This is a genomic window from Mycobacterium persicum, assembly GCF_002086915.1.
GTDB lineage: Bacteria > Actinomycetota > Actinomycetes > Mycobacteriales > Mycobacteriaceae > Mycobacterium > Mycobacterium persicum.
Genome location: NZ_MWQA01000001.1, coordinates 1,266,786 through 1,281,205 on the forward strand (window position 1 = coordinate 1,266,786; position 14,420 = coordinate 1,281,205).

The following is a 14,420-nucleotide window of genomic DNA, read 5'->3' on the forward strand; positions in this document are numbered from 1 at the left end:
AAGCCGTCACTGCACACTCGAAACGACGACATGACAGCCGATACGGTGAGCACGTGCGACATCCCCCGAACGCCTACTACCACGAGAGGTTTGAGTGAAGGTGCGGTATCGGCGTGCCGAAAACAGAGCCCAAGTGTGCCGAAAACAGCGCCAGCTATCCAAGGCTGCGCAAGAGCATATCGTTGAACCCCACATTCGTGGTCACCACGAATTCCCGGGTGAGCGGGGCACATCGCAAGTCGACCGACGCAGGAAACACATGGTGACGGTTGCGACCAATGCGACGTAGCCCCGACCGTGTGCACTCATTTGAGCCAAGCGAGACAAACTTGTGGGACGGCTGCGATTGCCGCGACATGGGACTGCGCCCGCGGATCCTGTGCAGGGCCCGGCGTCGCCGCCCGGCCGGCTACTGGACGGTGCTCGACGATTTCTCTTCGGCGTGTCCCCGACGCGCTTGGAACTCGCGGGCGATGAACTTGTTGCGCGCGACCTTTTCGACGTAGTCGAAGTCGTGCAGAATGTTTCGCAGTTCGCGCCGGAAGGCGATCCGGCGTTCCAACAGGTCCGAAGCGGGCCCGATCAGGTCCTGATCGACGGCAACCTGGCGCGCAGTGGCGAACAGCAGCGTCGACACCGGCTCGCTGCTGCGCACTCGCGACTGGGCCACGTACTGGCGGCCGACCCCGAGCGCCAATTCGGTCAGTTCCTTCTGCCCGATATCAGCAGGAGCGTCGCGCAACACGTCGGCGACAATCTCATAGGCCTCGAAGAACACCCGCAGCATCGCATCCGACATCAACGGCCGCTTGGCATAAAGGATCGCGTCGATCCCGTCGGCGCCGGCGGCGACTTGGCTCTCCCAACCTTGGTGCCAGGCCATCTCTTCGGCGATGTTGGCACGAAACGCTGCCGAATCGGCGAAATAGAAGTCAAATTTGAGCAGATCGCGCAACCGCATCGCCTGGTCCCAGAAAGCGGCCATGCGGTCACCGTCGGTGTGCCGGGCATGGGCGAGCGCCAGTTCGACGATCGAAGTCTCCAGGAAGGCATGGATAACCGAGTTCCGGTAGAACGCCGCCGCCAGTTCATCGTCGGGCGCTATGTACCACACCGCTTCCCGGCCGCTGTCCACCCGGGTGACCGGGTGTCCGTTGGACAATGCGTCGACCGCCGCGCGCACTCCTTCGCGCGAACGCAGCCGCAGCGTACTTGTCGACATCGGGGTCTGCTTGCGCTCCAGGTAGTCAAGTGAATCCTGCAGGGTGTGGTGCAGCTGATCGAGCGTCAGCGCGGTCCCGCGGGTAGTAAGCAGCAACGCAGACACCAGCCCGGTCGCGGTCACCGGCGTCGACTGCAAGATCCGCCATGCCACCTCAAACGTCATCTTTTGCAACGCAAGCCGTTTCGCGGCCGGGTCATCAGCCAGCGGACCATTCGGTTCGCCGAGATACTGTCGCATCGAAACCGCTTCGGGGAAACGGACATAGATCTTGCCGTAGTTGCGCTCCCCCTGCGCCTTGATAAACCGGTAGAGCCAGCTGAAACCCTCAGGCGTCTTCTCCGCACCGCGCGCGTAGGCGGCGTATTCGGCGATCTCGTGCAACTGGTCGAAGCAGATCGACACCCCTTGCAGCAAAATATCTTCGCTGCGACCGTCAAGGTAGGCGTCGGCCACATAGGTCATCAGTCCCAGCTTGGGCGGCAACATCTTTCCGGTGCGAGACCGGGTACCTTCAATGGACCAACTCAGATTGAAGCGCTTCTCGACGACGTAGCCGACGTACTCCCTGAGCACATACTTGTACAGCGGATCATCGCCGATATTGCGCCGGATGAAGATCATCCCCGAACGACGCATCAGGGGACCCATCACGCCGAACGATAGGTTGATGCCGCCGAACATGTGGACCGGCGGTAACCTGTTGTCCTGCATGGCCACCGGTATCACCGCGCCATCGATATAAGACCTGTGGGAGAACAGCAAGACCGCCGGGTGCGATTCCAGCGCGGAGCGCATGGCCGCGACCTGGTATTCGTCATAGTCGAATTCGGGATCGAAACCGCGGCTGATCATCTTGCCCAGGACGGAAATCAGGTCTACCGACACCTGACTCCAACCGGTGGCCAGTTCATCGAGAATTCTACCGGCCTCTTCGAGGGTGGCACCGGGTATTTGCTTCAGCCCGGCACGAAACCGCGCTGACGCCAACATCTCTGGCTTCACCAGCCGCGGAGACTTGTATTGCGGCCCGAGGATCCGGTATTCGGCACGTGCCAACGCCAGGATTGCCCTTCGGGTGACGAACTGGGCGAAATCGCGTTTGTTGTTGCCGACGGTGGTGTCTCGCCACTGTTGGCGCAACTCGGAGACCGTGGCGGCCTCCCCGGCCACCACCCTGGCCCGCCGTGGGTCCGAGCGCAGGATGCGGCGCTGCTGACGTGCGTTGGGGTGGTAAGGATCCCGGCCCGGAAGCAGCCCTGCCACCTTGGCCACTCTGCTGCGATCCGGTGGCGGCAGCCAGAACACCCGCACCGGCACGATCGATCGGTCCTCGAGACATTCGGAGTCAGCTTCGGGCCCGCACCCGAGCTGCTCGGCGAGTGCGGTCAGCGCCGCCGGTGGAGCATTGCGGGGTGGCAGCCTCAGAACGTCGAATTTCGCCTCGGGATGACGGGTCCGCTGTTCATCCAGCCAACGCATGATCAGCTGCATCTCGACCGGCGACTCCATCGAAGCCAGCACCAGCGTGTCTTCAGCCGTGAGGACTGCGCTGGTGTCGGCGACCGGTTTGGTCACGGCAGTCCTTTGGGCCCAGAGCTCGACGATTCGGGGGCATCGGCTTGGTCAGTGCCCGGCTGTTGAATCTCACCATCGGTGACGGCGATCTTCGACTCACGGCGGGGGTTCGCTTTGCCCGATGTGGTCTTCGCGGCCTTCTTTGCAGCGCTCTTGGCCGGAGCCTTCTTGGCTGGTTGCTTCTTCGCCGCGCTTCTGGCCGGGGCCTTCTTGGCCGGTTGCTTCTTCGCGGCCTGTGCTTTCTTTGCCGCCTTTTGCTCTGCGGACAAGTCGACTTCGGGCAGCTCGTCGACCGGCCAGTTCTTCAGGGTGTCCAGATACAGCTGGCGCACCTCGGCAATGCGGTCCGGCAGTGTGTCGAGAGACCAGTCGTCGACCGGGATCGGCGGAAAGACCGCGACGTCGACCGTGCCGGGATTGATCGTCGTGGAGTTTCGCGAGGCGACGATCTCGGCATTGCGAATCACGATGGGCACGATGGGGATTCCCGCCGCCATCGCGATCCGGAAGGGACCCTTCTTGAAGGGCCCGACTTCGGTGGTGTCCAACCGGGTGCCCTCGGGCGCGATCACGATCGACAACCCGTTTCTGGCGCGGTCCTCGACGGTGTGCAGCGTCTCCACCGCGGCCGCCGAGTCGTCGCGGTCGATGAACACCCCGTCCAGTAGCTTGCCGAGGGTGCCCATAATCGGGTCGTTCTGCAATTCCTTCTTGGCCACCGCAACCCAGTTGTCGCGTACCAGCGCTCCGGCGATAACCGGGTCAACTTGGTTGCGGTGGTTGAAGATAAAGACCGCCGGACGCTGGGCGGTCAGGTTTTCCTTTCCGATCACATTCAGGTGTACGCCGCTGGTGGCGAGCAACAACTGGGAGAAGTTGGAAGTGAAGAAGTTCACCCCACGCCGCCGGCTACCGGTCAGCACACCGAGGCCTACCGCCCCGGCCGCGACCGGGAACATCGTGCTGAAACCGGCGAGTGTTCGCAGCTGCCGCCGCAGACCCACACCGCCGCGGCTGTTGAACTTCAGAATCGGCCAGCCGCGGCGTTTGGCGACGGCGGCCATCTTGCCTTCGGGGTTGGTCGGCCGCGGATTGCCGACCAAGTACATCAGGGCGACGTCCTCGTCCCCGTCGGCGTAGAAGTAGCTGTCCTTGAGGTCGATGCCGTGTTCGGCCGCAAAACGCTGTACCGCTGCGGCTTTGCCGGGCCCCCACAAGATCGGCCGCACCACATCGCCGGTAAGCAGTCCGTCTGCATTGACCTCGAACTTGTTGGTGAGCATGTTGGTGATGCCCAGGAAACGGGCCACCGGTTCGACCTGGATGGTCAGCGCCGAGGAGCTCAGGACCACGGTATGCCCACGCGCCATATGGGCCCGAACCAGCTCACGCATTTCCGGATAGATCCGGGGCTCTATCCGCTGGTGAAACAGCCGCTCACCGATCTCCTCCAAATCGCTTAACTGCCGTCCCCGCAGCGCCGAAGACGCCTTGATGATGAGATCCTCGAACTCGATGCGTCCCAGCGTATGGTTCAGACCGGCCTGGACCATGCTGAGCAGCTCGCCGACACCCATATCGCGGCGGCGCAGCCGTTCTTGGGTGAGGATGACGGCGGTAAAGCCCGCGACCAACGTCCCGTCGAGATCGAAAAACGCGCCGACCTTCGGCCCCGCAGCGCTGGCCATGATCTCGGCCACCGATCCGGGTAACCGCAAGTCGCCGCCAGGCTTGCCGGTCTCGCGCTGTTCGCCTTGAGATTGCGACATGCTCATGAGCCCGACACCGAACGAGACGCCGCACCGGCCGGGGCGGTGAAGGATGCCGGAATCGCCCGCGGTGCGGGCTCACCGGCCAGCGCCAAGATCTCGTCGAAACCCTCGAGCAGGCACTGGGCGAACAAGTCGTCGTTTCGCACGGATGCCCGGTCGTAGCGCGCGGTGATGGTGCACCAGCCGCCCCGCGATATCAGGACCACCATCATGGCCACACCCGGCAGCGGGCCGATGCCGTACTGCCGCAATATCTTTGCACCGGCGACGAAGGTGTCGCCGGGGTAGACCGGGACATTGCTGGCCTGCACGTCCGAACCCACCACCGAGCCGGTAATCCCTTCGAGGACGGCTGTGGGCAAGATGCTCAACACCGGCGCGATGGACCCGACGATGTTCATCGCGGGCTCGTCGCGGCGCTGCGTCATCTGGGCACGGATCTTCTTCATCCGGGTCACCGGATCGACGGTGCCGATGGGCGCCGCCAAGTTGACTCCCGTGAATTGATTGCCGCCGGCTGAAGCGCCTTCGGCCCGCAAGTTCACCGGCACCGCCATCGGCAAGGTGCTGATCGGCAGGCCGTGGGCCTCGTGGTAACGCCGCAGCGCGCCGCACACGCCCGCGAGGTAGGCGTCGTTGATCGACCCGCCACCTGCCTTGGCGGCCCGGTGCAGTTCGGAGAGCCGGATGTCGATCGCCTCGGTGCGGGTGGTCAGGCTACGCCGCCGCAGCAGCGGCGACGGCTCGGCGGCGCGGTTCAACACCCGAACGCCCGACATCGCGTAGCCCACGATTCCGGACACCGTGGAGACGGGATCCAGAACCGCTCGCCCGGCCACCGACACCGCCCCGGACAGCGCGCCCAAAAGGCCGCCGACGATGGCCATGGGTAAATGGTTGATGCCCTCGCGCATCAAGTCGTTAGGCGACAGATCCTGCGGAATGGGTTGCGGTGGCGTCGGCCTCGGCGGTGGTTCCCGCTCCAAGTCGTAGATTTCAGCGAACATCTCGACACCACCGACACCGTCGGTGACAGCGTGGCTGACATGAAGAAGCATCGCGGCCTTGCCATCGGCCAGGCCCTCGACCAGTGTGGCTGTCCACAATGGCCGCGAGATGTCCAGCGGCGACTGCAGAATCACCTCGGCGAGATCGAAAACTTGTCGCAGCGTGCCGGGTTCGGCGACGCGCACCCGACGTACATGGAAGTCGAGATTGAAGTCGGGATCGACCACCCAACGCGGCGACGCGGTCGGCAGCGTCGGAACCACGACCTTTTGCCGCAGCCGCAACACCCGCCGGGAGGCGTTTTCGAAGCGGGTCCGGAAACGGTCCCAGTCCGGCGTGGCGTCGAGTAGTTCCAGCGCCATGATCCCCGAACGGGTCCGCGGATTGGCTTCGCCGCGATGCAGCAAATAGTCGACCGGTCCCAGGTCGTTGGACAATTCGGCGGCCTCGACCGGCTCAGCCATGGTCACGACCCCACCAGGATTGGATAACTCGACGCGCCAACCTTGTCACCGCCATCAAGCCTCCTGCGTCAGACCGTCAACCGAAATGCAGACACAACGCTAGTCCGGTCGCAGCGGCGGTGAAAGTGAGGATCCACACCTCGGCTCGGGTGCCCGGAGACCCGCACGGCGCGACCTCTTGTGGCGCACGAGTTCGGCTCGCGCCGGTGAGTTCAGCTGGCCGGAGTCGCCTGCAGGGCCAACGTGCTCAGCATCGAGCTGGCCCGCCGACCGTACACGACCCCGAGGAAATCAGCGACGGCATTGGCCGCCAGCCGGGATCGGACCGTCGGGGTGATGTCGAAAGCGTGGTGGGCATTGGCGAGCTCGGCGTAGGCCACCGTGCCGGCTCCCGCTCCGCGCAATGCCGCACAGAAGGCCCGTGCTTGCGCGCACGGCGCCAGCGGATCTTTGTCACCGTGCAGCACGAAGAACGGAGGCGCGTCCCGGTGCACATAGGAAATCGGTGAAGCCGAGGTAAAGCGCTCCGGGTCTTGGGAATACCGGGTCTTCATCACGAAATGCTCGAGGAACGGCAGCATCATCTCGTGCATGTTGTCGAAGTCGGTGAAGTCGTATACCCCGTAATACGGTGCCACCGCCTGAACCGTCGTGTCGGCATGTTCGAACCCGGGCTGAAACCTCGGGTCGTTGGGAGTGAGCGCCGCCAAGGAAGCCAGGTGCGCGCCGGCTGACCCGCCCGTGAGGGCGATGAAGTCGGAGTCGCCACCGTAGTCACCGATGTTCTCGCGGACCCAGGCGATGGCCCTTTTGACGTCGATGACGTGTGCGGGGAAACTGCAGCGTGGGCTTTTGCTGTAGTTGATCGACACGCAGATCCAACCCAGTTCCACCATCCGGCTCATCAACGTGTACGCCTGCGGGCGTTTGCCGTTGACGGTCCACGCACCCCCGGGAACCTGGATCAGCACCGGCGCACGGCGCCCCGGCGCCAGGTCGGGACGCCGCCAGATGTCGAGCAGATGCGCCCGACCACCTGGGCCGTAGGAAATGTCGGAGGTCTGGGCCGCGTAGCGGCGGCGAGGCCCCGACGGCAGCAGGCTGCCCCGCCGGGTGAACGCGGAAGGATCCCCGCTCGGGTGCGACACCAAGTCACGGAAGTCCGGACCAAAAGACTCCTCGAGCGCCGCGGTGAGCGCTAGGTCCGCTCGCTGCGCCGCCCAGGCGGTGCCGAATCGGCCGATCGCCGGGGGCGTCACCCGAGACAGCGCATGCCCGGTCAATACGTGCAGGGGAAACTCTGTGGACACCCAACCCGCGACCCAGCCGAGCGCAAACGGCGAACCCCGAAGCAACACGGCACCGGACCGAATGGTGTCTTTGGCGTCTGCCGCGAGCTGTGCTCCCTGCCGCAGCGCCTCGGCACCAGCACGTGAGCACCGCGAAGTCACACTGGCCATGCACATAACAAAGCCCACCCCTCGACGTCGGGCACACGCGTCGTTGCGGTTAACGGCCGCTTACCGGCCGGTGTTGTACGTGTGTCGAGGCTCACACCATAACCGATTTTCGGCGTAGCGGAAGACTTTTCGGATCCGTCGTGTCGCCGGGACTGATCTTGAATCCAGGTTTGGATAGACTGACCTGCGCATTGCCTCCGTAGCTCAGGTGGATAGAGCAAGGGCCTTCTAATCCCTAGGTCGCACGTTCGAGTCGTGCCGGGGGCACTGGCTGTGACCCTTGTTGTTTTTGTGTCAGGCGTGACTTGAGTTGGTGGTCGGCTCGACCCCATCGTGCACCTCCGGTGATTTTCGTTTGCTGTCGATCTCGGCTCAGACCGGCGACGCCGGTTGCCAGGCAGATGCGCTGTTTGCCAACGCGACGCGGCCTTCCCGAATCGCAGTTGGCCAAGCAGCGCCATCGGGTGTCCACCGGCGGTCCCGAAGCGGCTCGACCACTCATGCCGCGGACCCCGAGAACTCGGAAGCGATCGTCTCGGTCGCATCCACAAGGACCAATAGTTCGACACCGGCGCCGAGCACGAACAGTCCGGTGCTTGCCGCTAAGGGGTAGCCAACCGCGTTAACCAGCCCGAAAGGGTCGCCGGCGGCGAATTGCTCAATCCCGTCGAAGAAAAAGTTGAGGTTATACGCCGGGAGCGTGATCGCCAGGGCGCTCGTCATGTCGGCCGTAGCACGAAACGTTGCGTAGCCGGTAGCGGCCATCCTGCCGAGAGTGTCAGCAATATGGATATTCGCTGCCTGCAATTCGGCGAGGTCGATATACGTCAGGAAGCCGCCGGGCGTCCCGGCAGGAAAATTGAACGTCATCGCATCGACCGCGCCCGATAGGGAAAGGTATGGCAAACCTGCCGACGCCAGCTCGTGCGCGGCATCGGCAATGCCCTGATGCGTCCCGGCAACGAGGAGGTCGAGCACGGTCAGCGGGCTGACGTCGGGAAACAGTCCGAACGGAGTCGGCACGTTCGCCGGCGTGGTCGAATAGCCATAACGCGGGTCCCCGTAACCCAGGTTCACCAGCGTAGTCAAGTTGGGCTGGAGCAGGTCAGCCAGCGGGTTCCCGATGAACGGGATTGATCGCAGCGGGTACAAGAGCGGGAGGTCAGGGGTTCGAACCAAGTAGTAGCTGGTCATCGTCGGGCCGTCGGTCGGTAGTAGGATCGCGCCGCTGAGCTGCTCAGGGGTGAGACTCGGGATGGTGCCATGCAGATAGTAGATACCGGCTAAGGCGTTGAGGTCGGCTAGCAAATTGAGCGGATATCGTGGGAAATCGGCAATTCCGTCGTATTCGACGGTGTATACGGCGGTTGGGTAGAGATCGGCCGGGGTTGCGTCGCTGAATGTCAGTCCAATGCTCGGCACGAATAACCCGGCGAAGCGTGAAAAGAGGCCGCCGTTGGGACTGTTGGGGTTCCCGAACAGCACGAAAGACAGCTGATCTGGCGTCGGCGCGTTCGGCCCCAGGACGGCCAAGGCCCGCATTTCCAACGACGATATGGTGGCACTCTGCGAGTACCCGAATACGGTGACGTGATTTCCGGCGCCGATCTGCTGAGTAATCGCCTGGTGCAGGATCGCGACGCCACGAGACACCGACGTGTCAAACATCAGGTCCATGACGCCGGTGTACGGATATAGCGCTGCCGGGGTGGCGAGGCTCTGGGGAACCGCCCCCGGCGTATGCGGTTTGATGAAGGCCTCATAAACGCTGTCGAGATAGCTTTGACCAGGGATCGGGGTCCCACTTCCGCCCATAATCAGCGCTATATCTTGCGCAAGAGCAGCCGCCACCTTGGGTATCGACGTCGCCGCACTGCCGCCGAGAGCCGCCACGCCGGAGCCGCCGTCGACCAGCGAGTGCCCGAACGCCTGGGTGGACGCATTCGCTTCGCTGACTAGATCCTGCAGCGACGACGCAATGTCCGCCTCAGCACATGTGTAGGCCCGAGCACCCGCAGTCAGCGATTCCACGAATTCCTCGAGAAACGTCGCGGCTTGCGCGGTCACGGCTTGATAGCTTCGAGCGTGCGCGCTCAACAGCTCGGCGATCGCCGTCGATACCTCGTCGGCCGCTGGGGCTAGCACCCCAATGGTTGCGGCCGCCGCGGCGACGTTGGCCGCATCGACGCTCGACCCAAGAGCGGTCAAATCCGTTGCCGCGGAGGTCAACAGTGCCGGCGTCGTGGTCACGAGGGACATGCTTCCTCCGACTACCCGCGTACTCGAGGCCTCGGCGTGGAAACCCGCTCGCATCCGTTGATAGACTCCATCGCCCATCGCGCGGGCCCAAGAGCTTGACGCGTTGCTGATCCCAGGGGTGAATCGACTGTGACGGACATTTCGCCACCAACGGTGCCCGCCGCCCCTTCGGGAACGATTCGTCAATCATGAAATGCGCTGGTCGCGCAGGCAGGTAGGCACTCAGTGCCGACGAGGCCCGTCTACCGGCGCCGTGCCGGGACGATCCGACGGTGAGCGAGGTCTCCCCACGCGACGTCGCAGCTTAGCCATAATGCGCGTGGCCTCGACGGACCGCGATAGTCAATTGATTTGTCCGGCAAGCTAATCCGCCGGTAGTCAGGCTGAGCCGAGAATAATGTTGCGAGTCAACGCGACAACCAGCAGCATGGGCACGACCAAAACCCGTCAGCATTCCTGGGCTTTGCTCGTTTCCGACCCTTGCTCGCAAGGGCTCCGATGTCCCCCTGTCAGCGGACGTGCGACCCCCCCGTCTGGGGGGTTTGAATTTCCTCCGTTCGGGGGATGGTTGCGCTGCGTTCCAGCCGCTCATCATGGGTGCAGATAACCATTCGTTTGTATTGTCACCCAGTCATATGTATCGGATGGGTAGCTCGCGACGCACTCGCGCCCGGGTGACCGCAGTCCTACCGAAAGGTTGCGAGCACATGTTTCTCGACGACCGTCTAGAAGACCAGAGCCTCAACACCGGCACCCCAGTCGCCGCGATTGACGTCGATCCAACCTTGGTCGCCACCCGAGCGCCCAGATCGCGGCGCCGCATATGCATGTCCTGGGTGGCGATCGGAGCGCTGGCACTCACGGGCACGGAATCACCCCGGCGAGCGTCGTCGCGCACTGTGACAAGGACAGCACCTCATAGGCCGGATCAGCCGCCGGAGCCTTGGGCCGCTGCCGTCGCCACCGTAGCAACGAGGGCGACACCCCACAACGCCGCAGGCTTGGCCCGGTCGGCCAGTGACGCCGCCAACGACGAGTGGGCACTGGCCGGCGGCGGGGTTCATGGCGGTTTGTCATGACCGCGCCCATCTGGTTGGCCTCGCCACCGGAGGTGCACTCGGCGTTGCTGAGCGCCGGTCCAGGTCCGAGTTCGATGGTGGCGGCTGCCGCGGGGTGGTCGTCGCTGAGTGCAGAGTATGCATCAGTGGCTCATGAGCTCTCGACTGCATTGGGCGCCATTCAGGCGGAGGCCTGGCAGGGGCCCAGTTCCGAGATATGCCTGGCTGCCTATGCACCGTACGTGGCGTGGTTGATGCGGGCCAGTGCCGATAGTGCCGCCGCTTCCGCTGCCCACGAGTCTGCGGCCGGGGCCTACGCTACGGCGTTGGCCGCGATGCCTACTTTGGGCGAATTGGCTGCCAACCACGCGGCCCATGCTGTGCTGGTCACGACGAATTTCTTCGGCATCAATACGATTTCGATCGCGCTGAACGAGGCCGATTACGCGCGGATGTGGATCCAGGCCGCTACCACGATGAGTGTCTATGAGGGGTCGAGTACCGCAGTGTTGACCACGGCGCCTCGTACCCCGCCGGCACCCGTGATCATCAAATCCGGCACCGGCGAGACCAGCGACGTCGCGACGATCGGTCAGGCTCTCGCCAACGACCCGTTTCCACTATGGACTTTGCTGTGGGGCTTGGTGGAAACAATGTTGATAGAGATTATCGGTGTGCCTTTTTTTACGCTCTTCGTGATTGCGGTGATAATTCTATCGCCGTTATGGTTATTTGCCGCCTTCTTAGCGGGATTGCTTGGCTATTCGGCTTTTGTCGGTAACATTTTGCAGTATTTAAGTTACACGTGGTTTGCAATCGGTGTCATGGCGCTCGGCTTCATGATGATTCCCTTTGTGCTGGGCTACGACATCGCAAACGCGGTGATCTACTGGATTACCCACCTAAGCGTTGGGATTATTTCGACGCTGGCGAGTCCGCTGGCGGCAGGGGCGACAGTGTCGGCTGCAGGAGTCGCTACGAACGCGAGCACCACGTCGGGTGCCATTCTCGGGAGTGTGACGGGTGCGGCCATCGGCGGCGTGGCGCCGACGGCGGTCGCGTCAGCGACGTTGCCGGAAGCGCGTGTGGTCTCGGTGTTGGGAGATTCTCCGGGACCGCTGCCGACGGCTTCTGAGCGGGGTGTCGGCACGTTGGGTTTTGCCGGAACCGCCTCCAAGGCGGTCGTTACGCAGGCTGCTGGCTGGGCAACGGTTGGAGGTGGCGGGTTGGGCGAGCCGCCGCAAGCGCCGATGTTGCCGGGGTGTTGGAATCCGAATGTGATTTGCTGAGCCAATTTGGCTTCGATGATGAAACAACGCGCACCCTGACTTGTCGTTACAGGTCCAACAAAGCCGTCGCCGGCGACTCGATCAGGTCACGTAGTTCGCACAGGAATTGGGCCACCTGGGCGCCGTCCGCCACGCGGTGGTCGAAAACGCATGTCAACGTCATCGTCGGGCGAGCGACGATGTCGTTGTCGACGACCACCGGCCGCGTCTTGATGGCTCCCATCCCCAAGATGGCCGCTTCGGGGTGGTTGATCACCGGCACACCGTCGTCGACGCCCAACGCCCCGAAGTTCGACACGGTAAACGTCGAACCAGTCAACTCGGCCGGGGTGAGCGTGCCTTCACGCGCACCGCTAATCAATTCGGCTGTGCGGCAAGCAAATCCGCGGGTGGTCAGACGTTGCGCGTCAGTGATGACCGGAACCAACAGTCCCCGCTCGGTTGCCACGGCAAACCCCAAATGCACACGACGGTAGCCATGCACCTGCGGCCCGGAATCCGAGTCAACCCACGTCGAATTGAGAATCATGTTATGGGTCAACGCGATAACGACAAACCGCAGTGACAGCACGAATGGCGTGACGTCTCCCCCACAGCGGCCGCGAAGGGTCTCTGACAGCTGCAACAAACCGCTGCAGTCAACCTGCACGCTGGCTGACGCATCGGGGATTTCCTTGTGAGACGAAATCATTCGCTGTGCCATCCGGGCCTGCACACCGCGCACCGGTCGCACGTCGGTATCAATCCCCGACACATGAGCTGCGGCGAGCACGTCCGCGCGGGTGATCACGCGGGCGACGTCCGGCCCGCGCTGCAGTGCGGCCAGATCAACCCCTAATTCCTTGGCCAACATGCGAGCCGACGGCACCGCGCGCGGCCGAGCGCCTCGTCTACTGCGGTCGAAATCCGCGTCGGTCCCATACCCCACCAGCGTCGGTGCGCCAGCCTCAGCATCGCCAACCATTGCTGCTGCCATGACCCGATCCGGTGCGGTATCGATGCGCACCAACATCGCGCCCACGTGAAGGACATCGCCTTCGGCGCCACCGATCTCGACGATCCGCCCGGCGAACGGGCTGGGGATCTCGACCTGCGCCTTGGCAGTCTCTACCGAGCACAGGGTCTGGTTGAGCTGCACATCCTCACCGACCGAGACGTTCCAGGACGTCACCGTGACTTCGTCGAGTCCCTCCCCAAGGTCGGGAACCAGAAAGTCCTTGATCCGCTGCGGTTCGGGGTTCATGGCTGCCCCAAAACCCGCTCCACGCAGTCCAGCAACCGATCCGGGCCGGGAAGCCACGCCTTCTCCAGACGTGCCGGTGGATACGGCGTATCGAAGCCGCAGGCACGCAGCACCGGAGCCTCCAAGTCGTAGAACAACTCTTCCTGGATACGAGCGGCCAGCTCCGCACCATAGCCCACATTTCGCGGCCCCTCGTGCATCACCACACACCGGCCCGTCCGGCTGATCGATTCGGCGATCGTGGCGAAGTCCAACGGCACCAACGAACGCAAATCGACGATCTCGAGATTCCAACCTCGTTGCTGCTCAGCAGTATCCGCGGCGGCAAGCGCCGTAGCCACCAAGCCGCCGTAGGTCAGCACACTGACATCGCCACCGGCCCGCCGCACGACGGCCTGCCCGATCGGGGCCTCCGGCCGGCTGGTATCGACGACCCCGCGAGCCCAATACCGGCGCTTCGGCTCCAAGTACATCACCGGGTCGGGGCAGACGATAGCATGCCGCAACAGCCAGTAGGCATCCGACGGATCCGACGGAACGACCACCTTCAGACCCGCCGTGTGGGCCCAATACGTTTCGGTGGACTCCGAATGGTGTTCGGCCGAGCCGATACCGCCGAACGACGGAACCCGGACCGTGACGGGCATGTCCACCTGACCGTGGGTGCGGAAGCGATACTTGGCCAGGTGGCTGACAATCTGGTCGAACGCCGGATAGGTGAAGCCGTCAAACTGAATCTCGGGTACCGGCACAAACCCACGCAACGCCAACCCCACGGCGATCCCGATCACCGCGGACTCCGCCAACGGTGTGTCGAAACAACGGGCTTCGCCAAATGTTTCAGCCAGTCCTTCGGTCACCCGGAATACCCCACCCTGGGTCGCGACATCCTCACCGAAGACCAGGACCCGCTCGTCGGCGACCATAGCGTCGTGCAGTGCGCGGTTGATCGCTTGCACCATGGTGATCGGGTGCGGTGCCGGCCCCAGCGGTTGCGCTAACCGCGACAGCGGCAGCCGTTCCTCCGAGGGCGTTGGGCGATCGGCAATCTGAGTCATGGACGCCTC

At 63.6% G+C, this 14,420-nt stretch carries 8 protein-coding genes and 1 tRNA gene; 2 read left to right on the forward strand and 7 right to left on the reverse strand.

Features of this window, described 5'->3' with window-relative positions; all coding sequences use genetic code 11:
• Positions 1-409 precede the first annotated feature (409 nt).
• The 4 genes from B4U45_RS05645 to lipQ all read right to left on the reverse strand — a co-directional run bounded on the left by B4U45_RS05645 (position 410) and on the right by lipQ (position 7,510).
• Positions 410-2,800 carry a glycerol-3-phosphate 1-O-acyltransferase gene (locus B4U45_RS05645; protein WP_075548387.1) on the reverse strand — a complete coding sequence of 797 codons (2,391 nt, stop codon included), beginning with the start codon at positions 2,798-2,800 and terminating at the stop codon, positions 410-412.
• Positions 2,797-4,575 (reverse strand): HAD-IB family hydrolase/lysophospholipid acyltransferase family protein, encoded by a 1,779-nt coding sequence (locus B4U45_RS05650; protein WP_075548388.1) that lies wholly within the window; start codon positions 4,573-4,575, stop codon positions 2,797-2,799. Before B4U45_RS05650 ends, B4U45_RS05645 begins: the two co-directional genes overlap by 4 nt.
• Complete coding sequence (locus B4U45_RS05655; protein WP_075548473.1) at positions 4,572-6,044, reverse strand: WS/DGAT/MGAT family O-acyltransferase; 1,473 nt, start codon at positions 6,042-6,044, stop codon at positions 4,572-4,574. Before B4U45_RS05655 ends, B4U45_RS05650 begins: the two co-directional genes overlap by 4 nt.
• Positions 6,045-6,256: 212 nt before the next feature.
• Positions 6,257-7,510: an esterase LipQ gene (gene lipQ / locus B4U45_RS05660; protein ID WP_075548389.1), complete on the reverse strand. Its 1,254-nt coding sequence runs from the start codon at positions 7,508-7,510 to the stop codon at positions 6,257-6,259.
• Positions 7,511-7,697: 187 nt separating this feature from the next.
• Between lipQ and B4U45_RS05665 the strand changes: the two genes are divergently transcribed.
• Positions 7,698-7,771 (forward strand) — tRNA-Arg (locus B4U45_RS05665).
• A gap of 231 nt (positions 7,772-8,002) precedes the next feature.
• Here B4U45_RS05665 and B4U45_RS05670 read toward each other — a convergent pair.
• Entirely contained in the window at positions 8,003-9,817 is a 1,815-nt protein-coding gene (locus B4U45_RS05670; RefSeq protein WP_338396541.1) for a PE family protein, read from the reverse strand.
• 1,021 nt (positions 9,818-10,838) lie between these two features.
• On the opposite strand from B4U45_RS05670, the gene B4U45_RS05675 reads away from it, so the two are divergent.
• Positions 10,839-12,110, forward strand: a complete 1,272-nt coding sequence (locus B4U45_RS05675) for a PPE family protein (RefSeq protein WP_075548391.1) — start codon at positions 10,839-10,841, stop codon at positions 12,108-12,110.
• A 46-nt stretch (positions 12,111-12,156) separates the two neighbouring features.
• Here the strand turns inward: B4U45_RS05675 and B4U45_RS05680 are convergent, their stop codons facing one another.
• Both B4U45_RS05680 and B4U45_RS05685 read right to left on the reverse strand, forming a co-directional pair.
• Positions 12,157-13,353, reverse strand: a complete 1,197-nt coding sequence (locus B4U45_RS05680) for a dihydrolipoamide acetyltransferase family protein (RefSeq protein ID WP_075548392.1) — start codon at positions 13,351-13,353, stop codon at positions 12,157-12,159.
• Positions 13,350-14,411, reverse strand: coding sequence for an alpha-ketoacid dehydrogenase subunit beta (locus tag B4U45_RS05685; protein ID WP_075548393.1), 1,062 nt, complete (start codon positions 14,409-14,411; stop codon positions 13,350-13,352). The genes B4U45_RS05680 and B4U45_RS05685 overlap by 4 nt, the downstream gene beginning before the upstream one ends.
• Between the last annotated feature and the right edge of the window lie 9 nt (positions 14,412-14,420).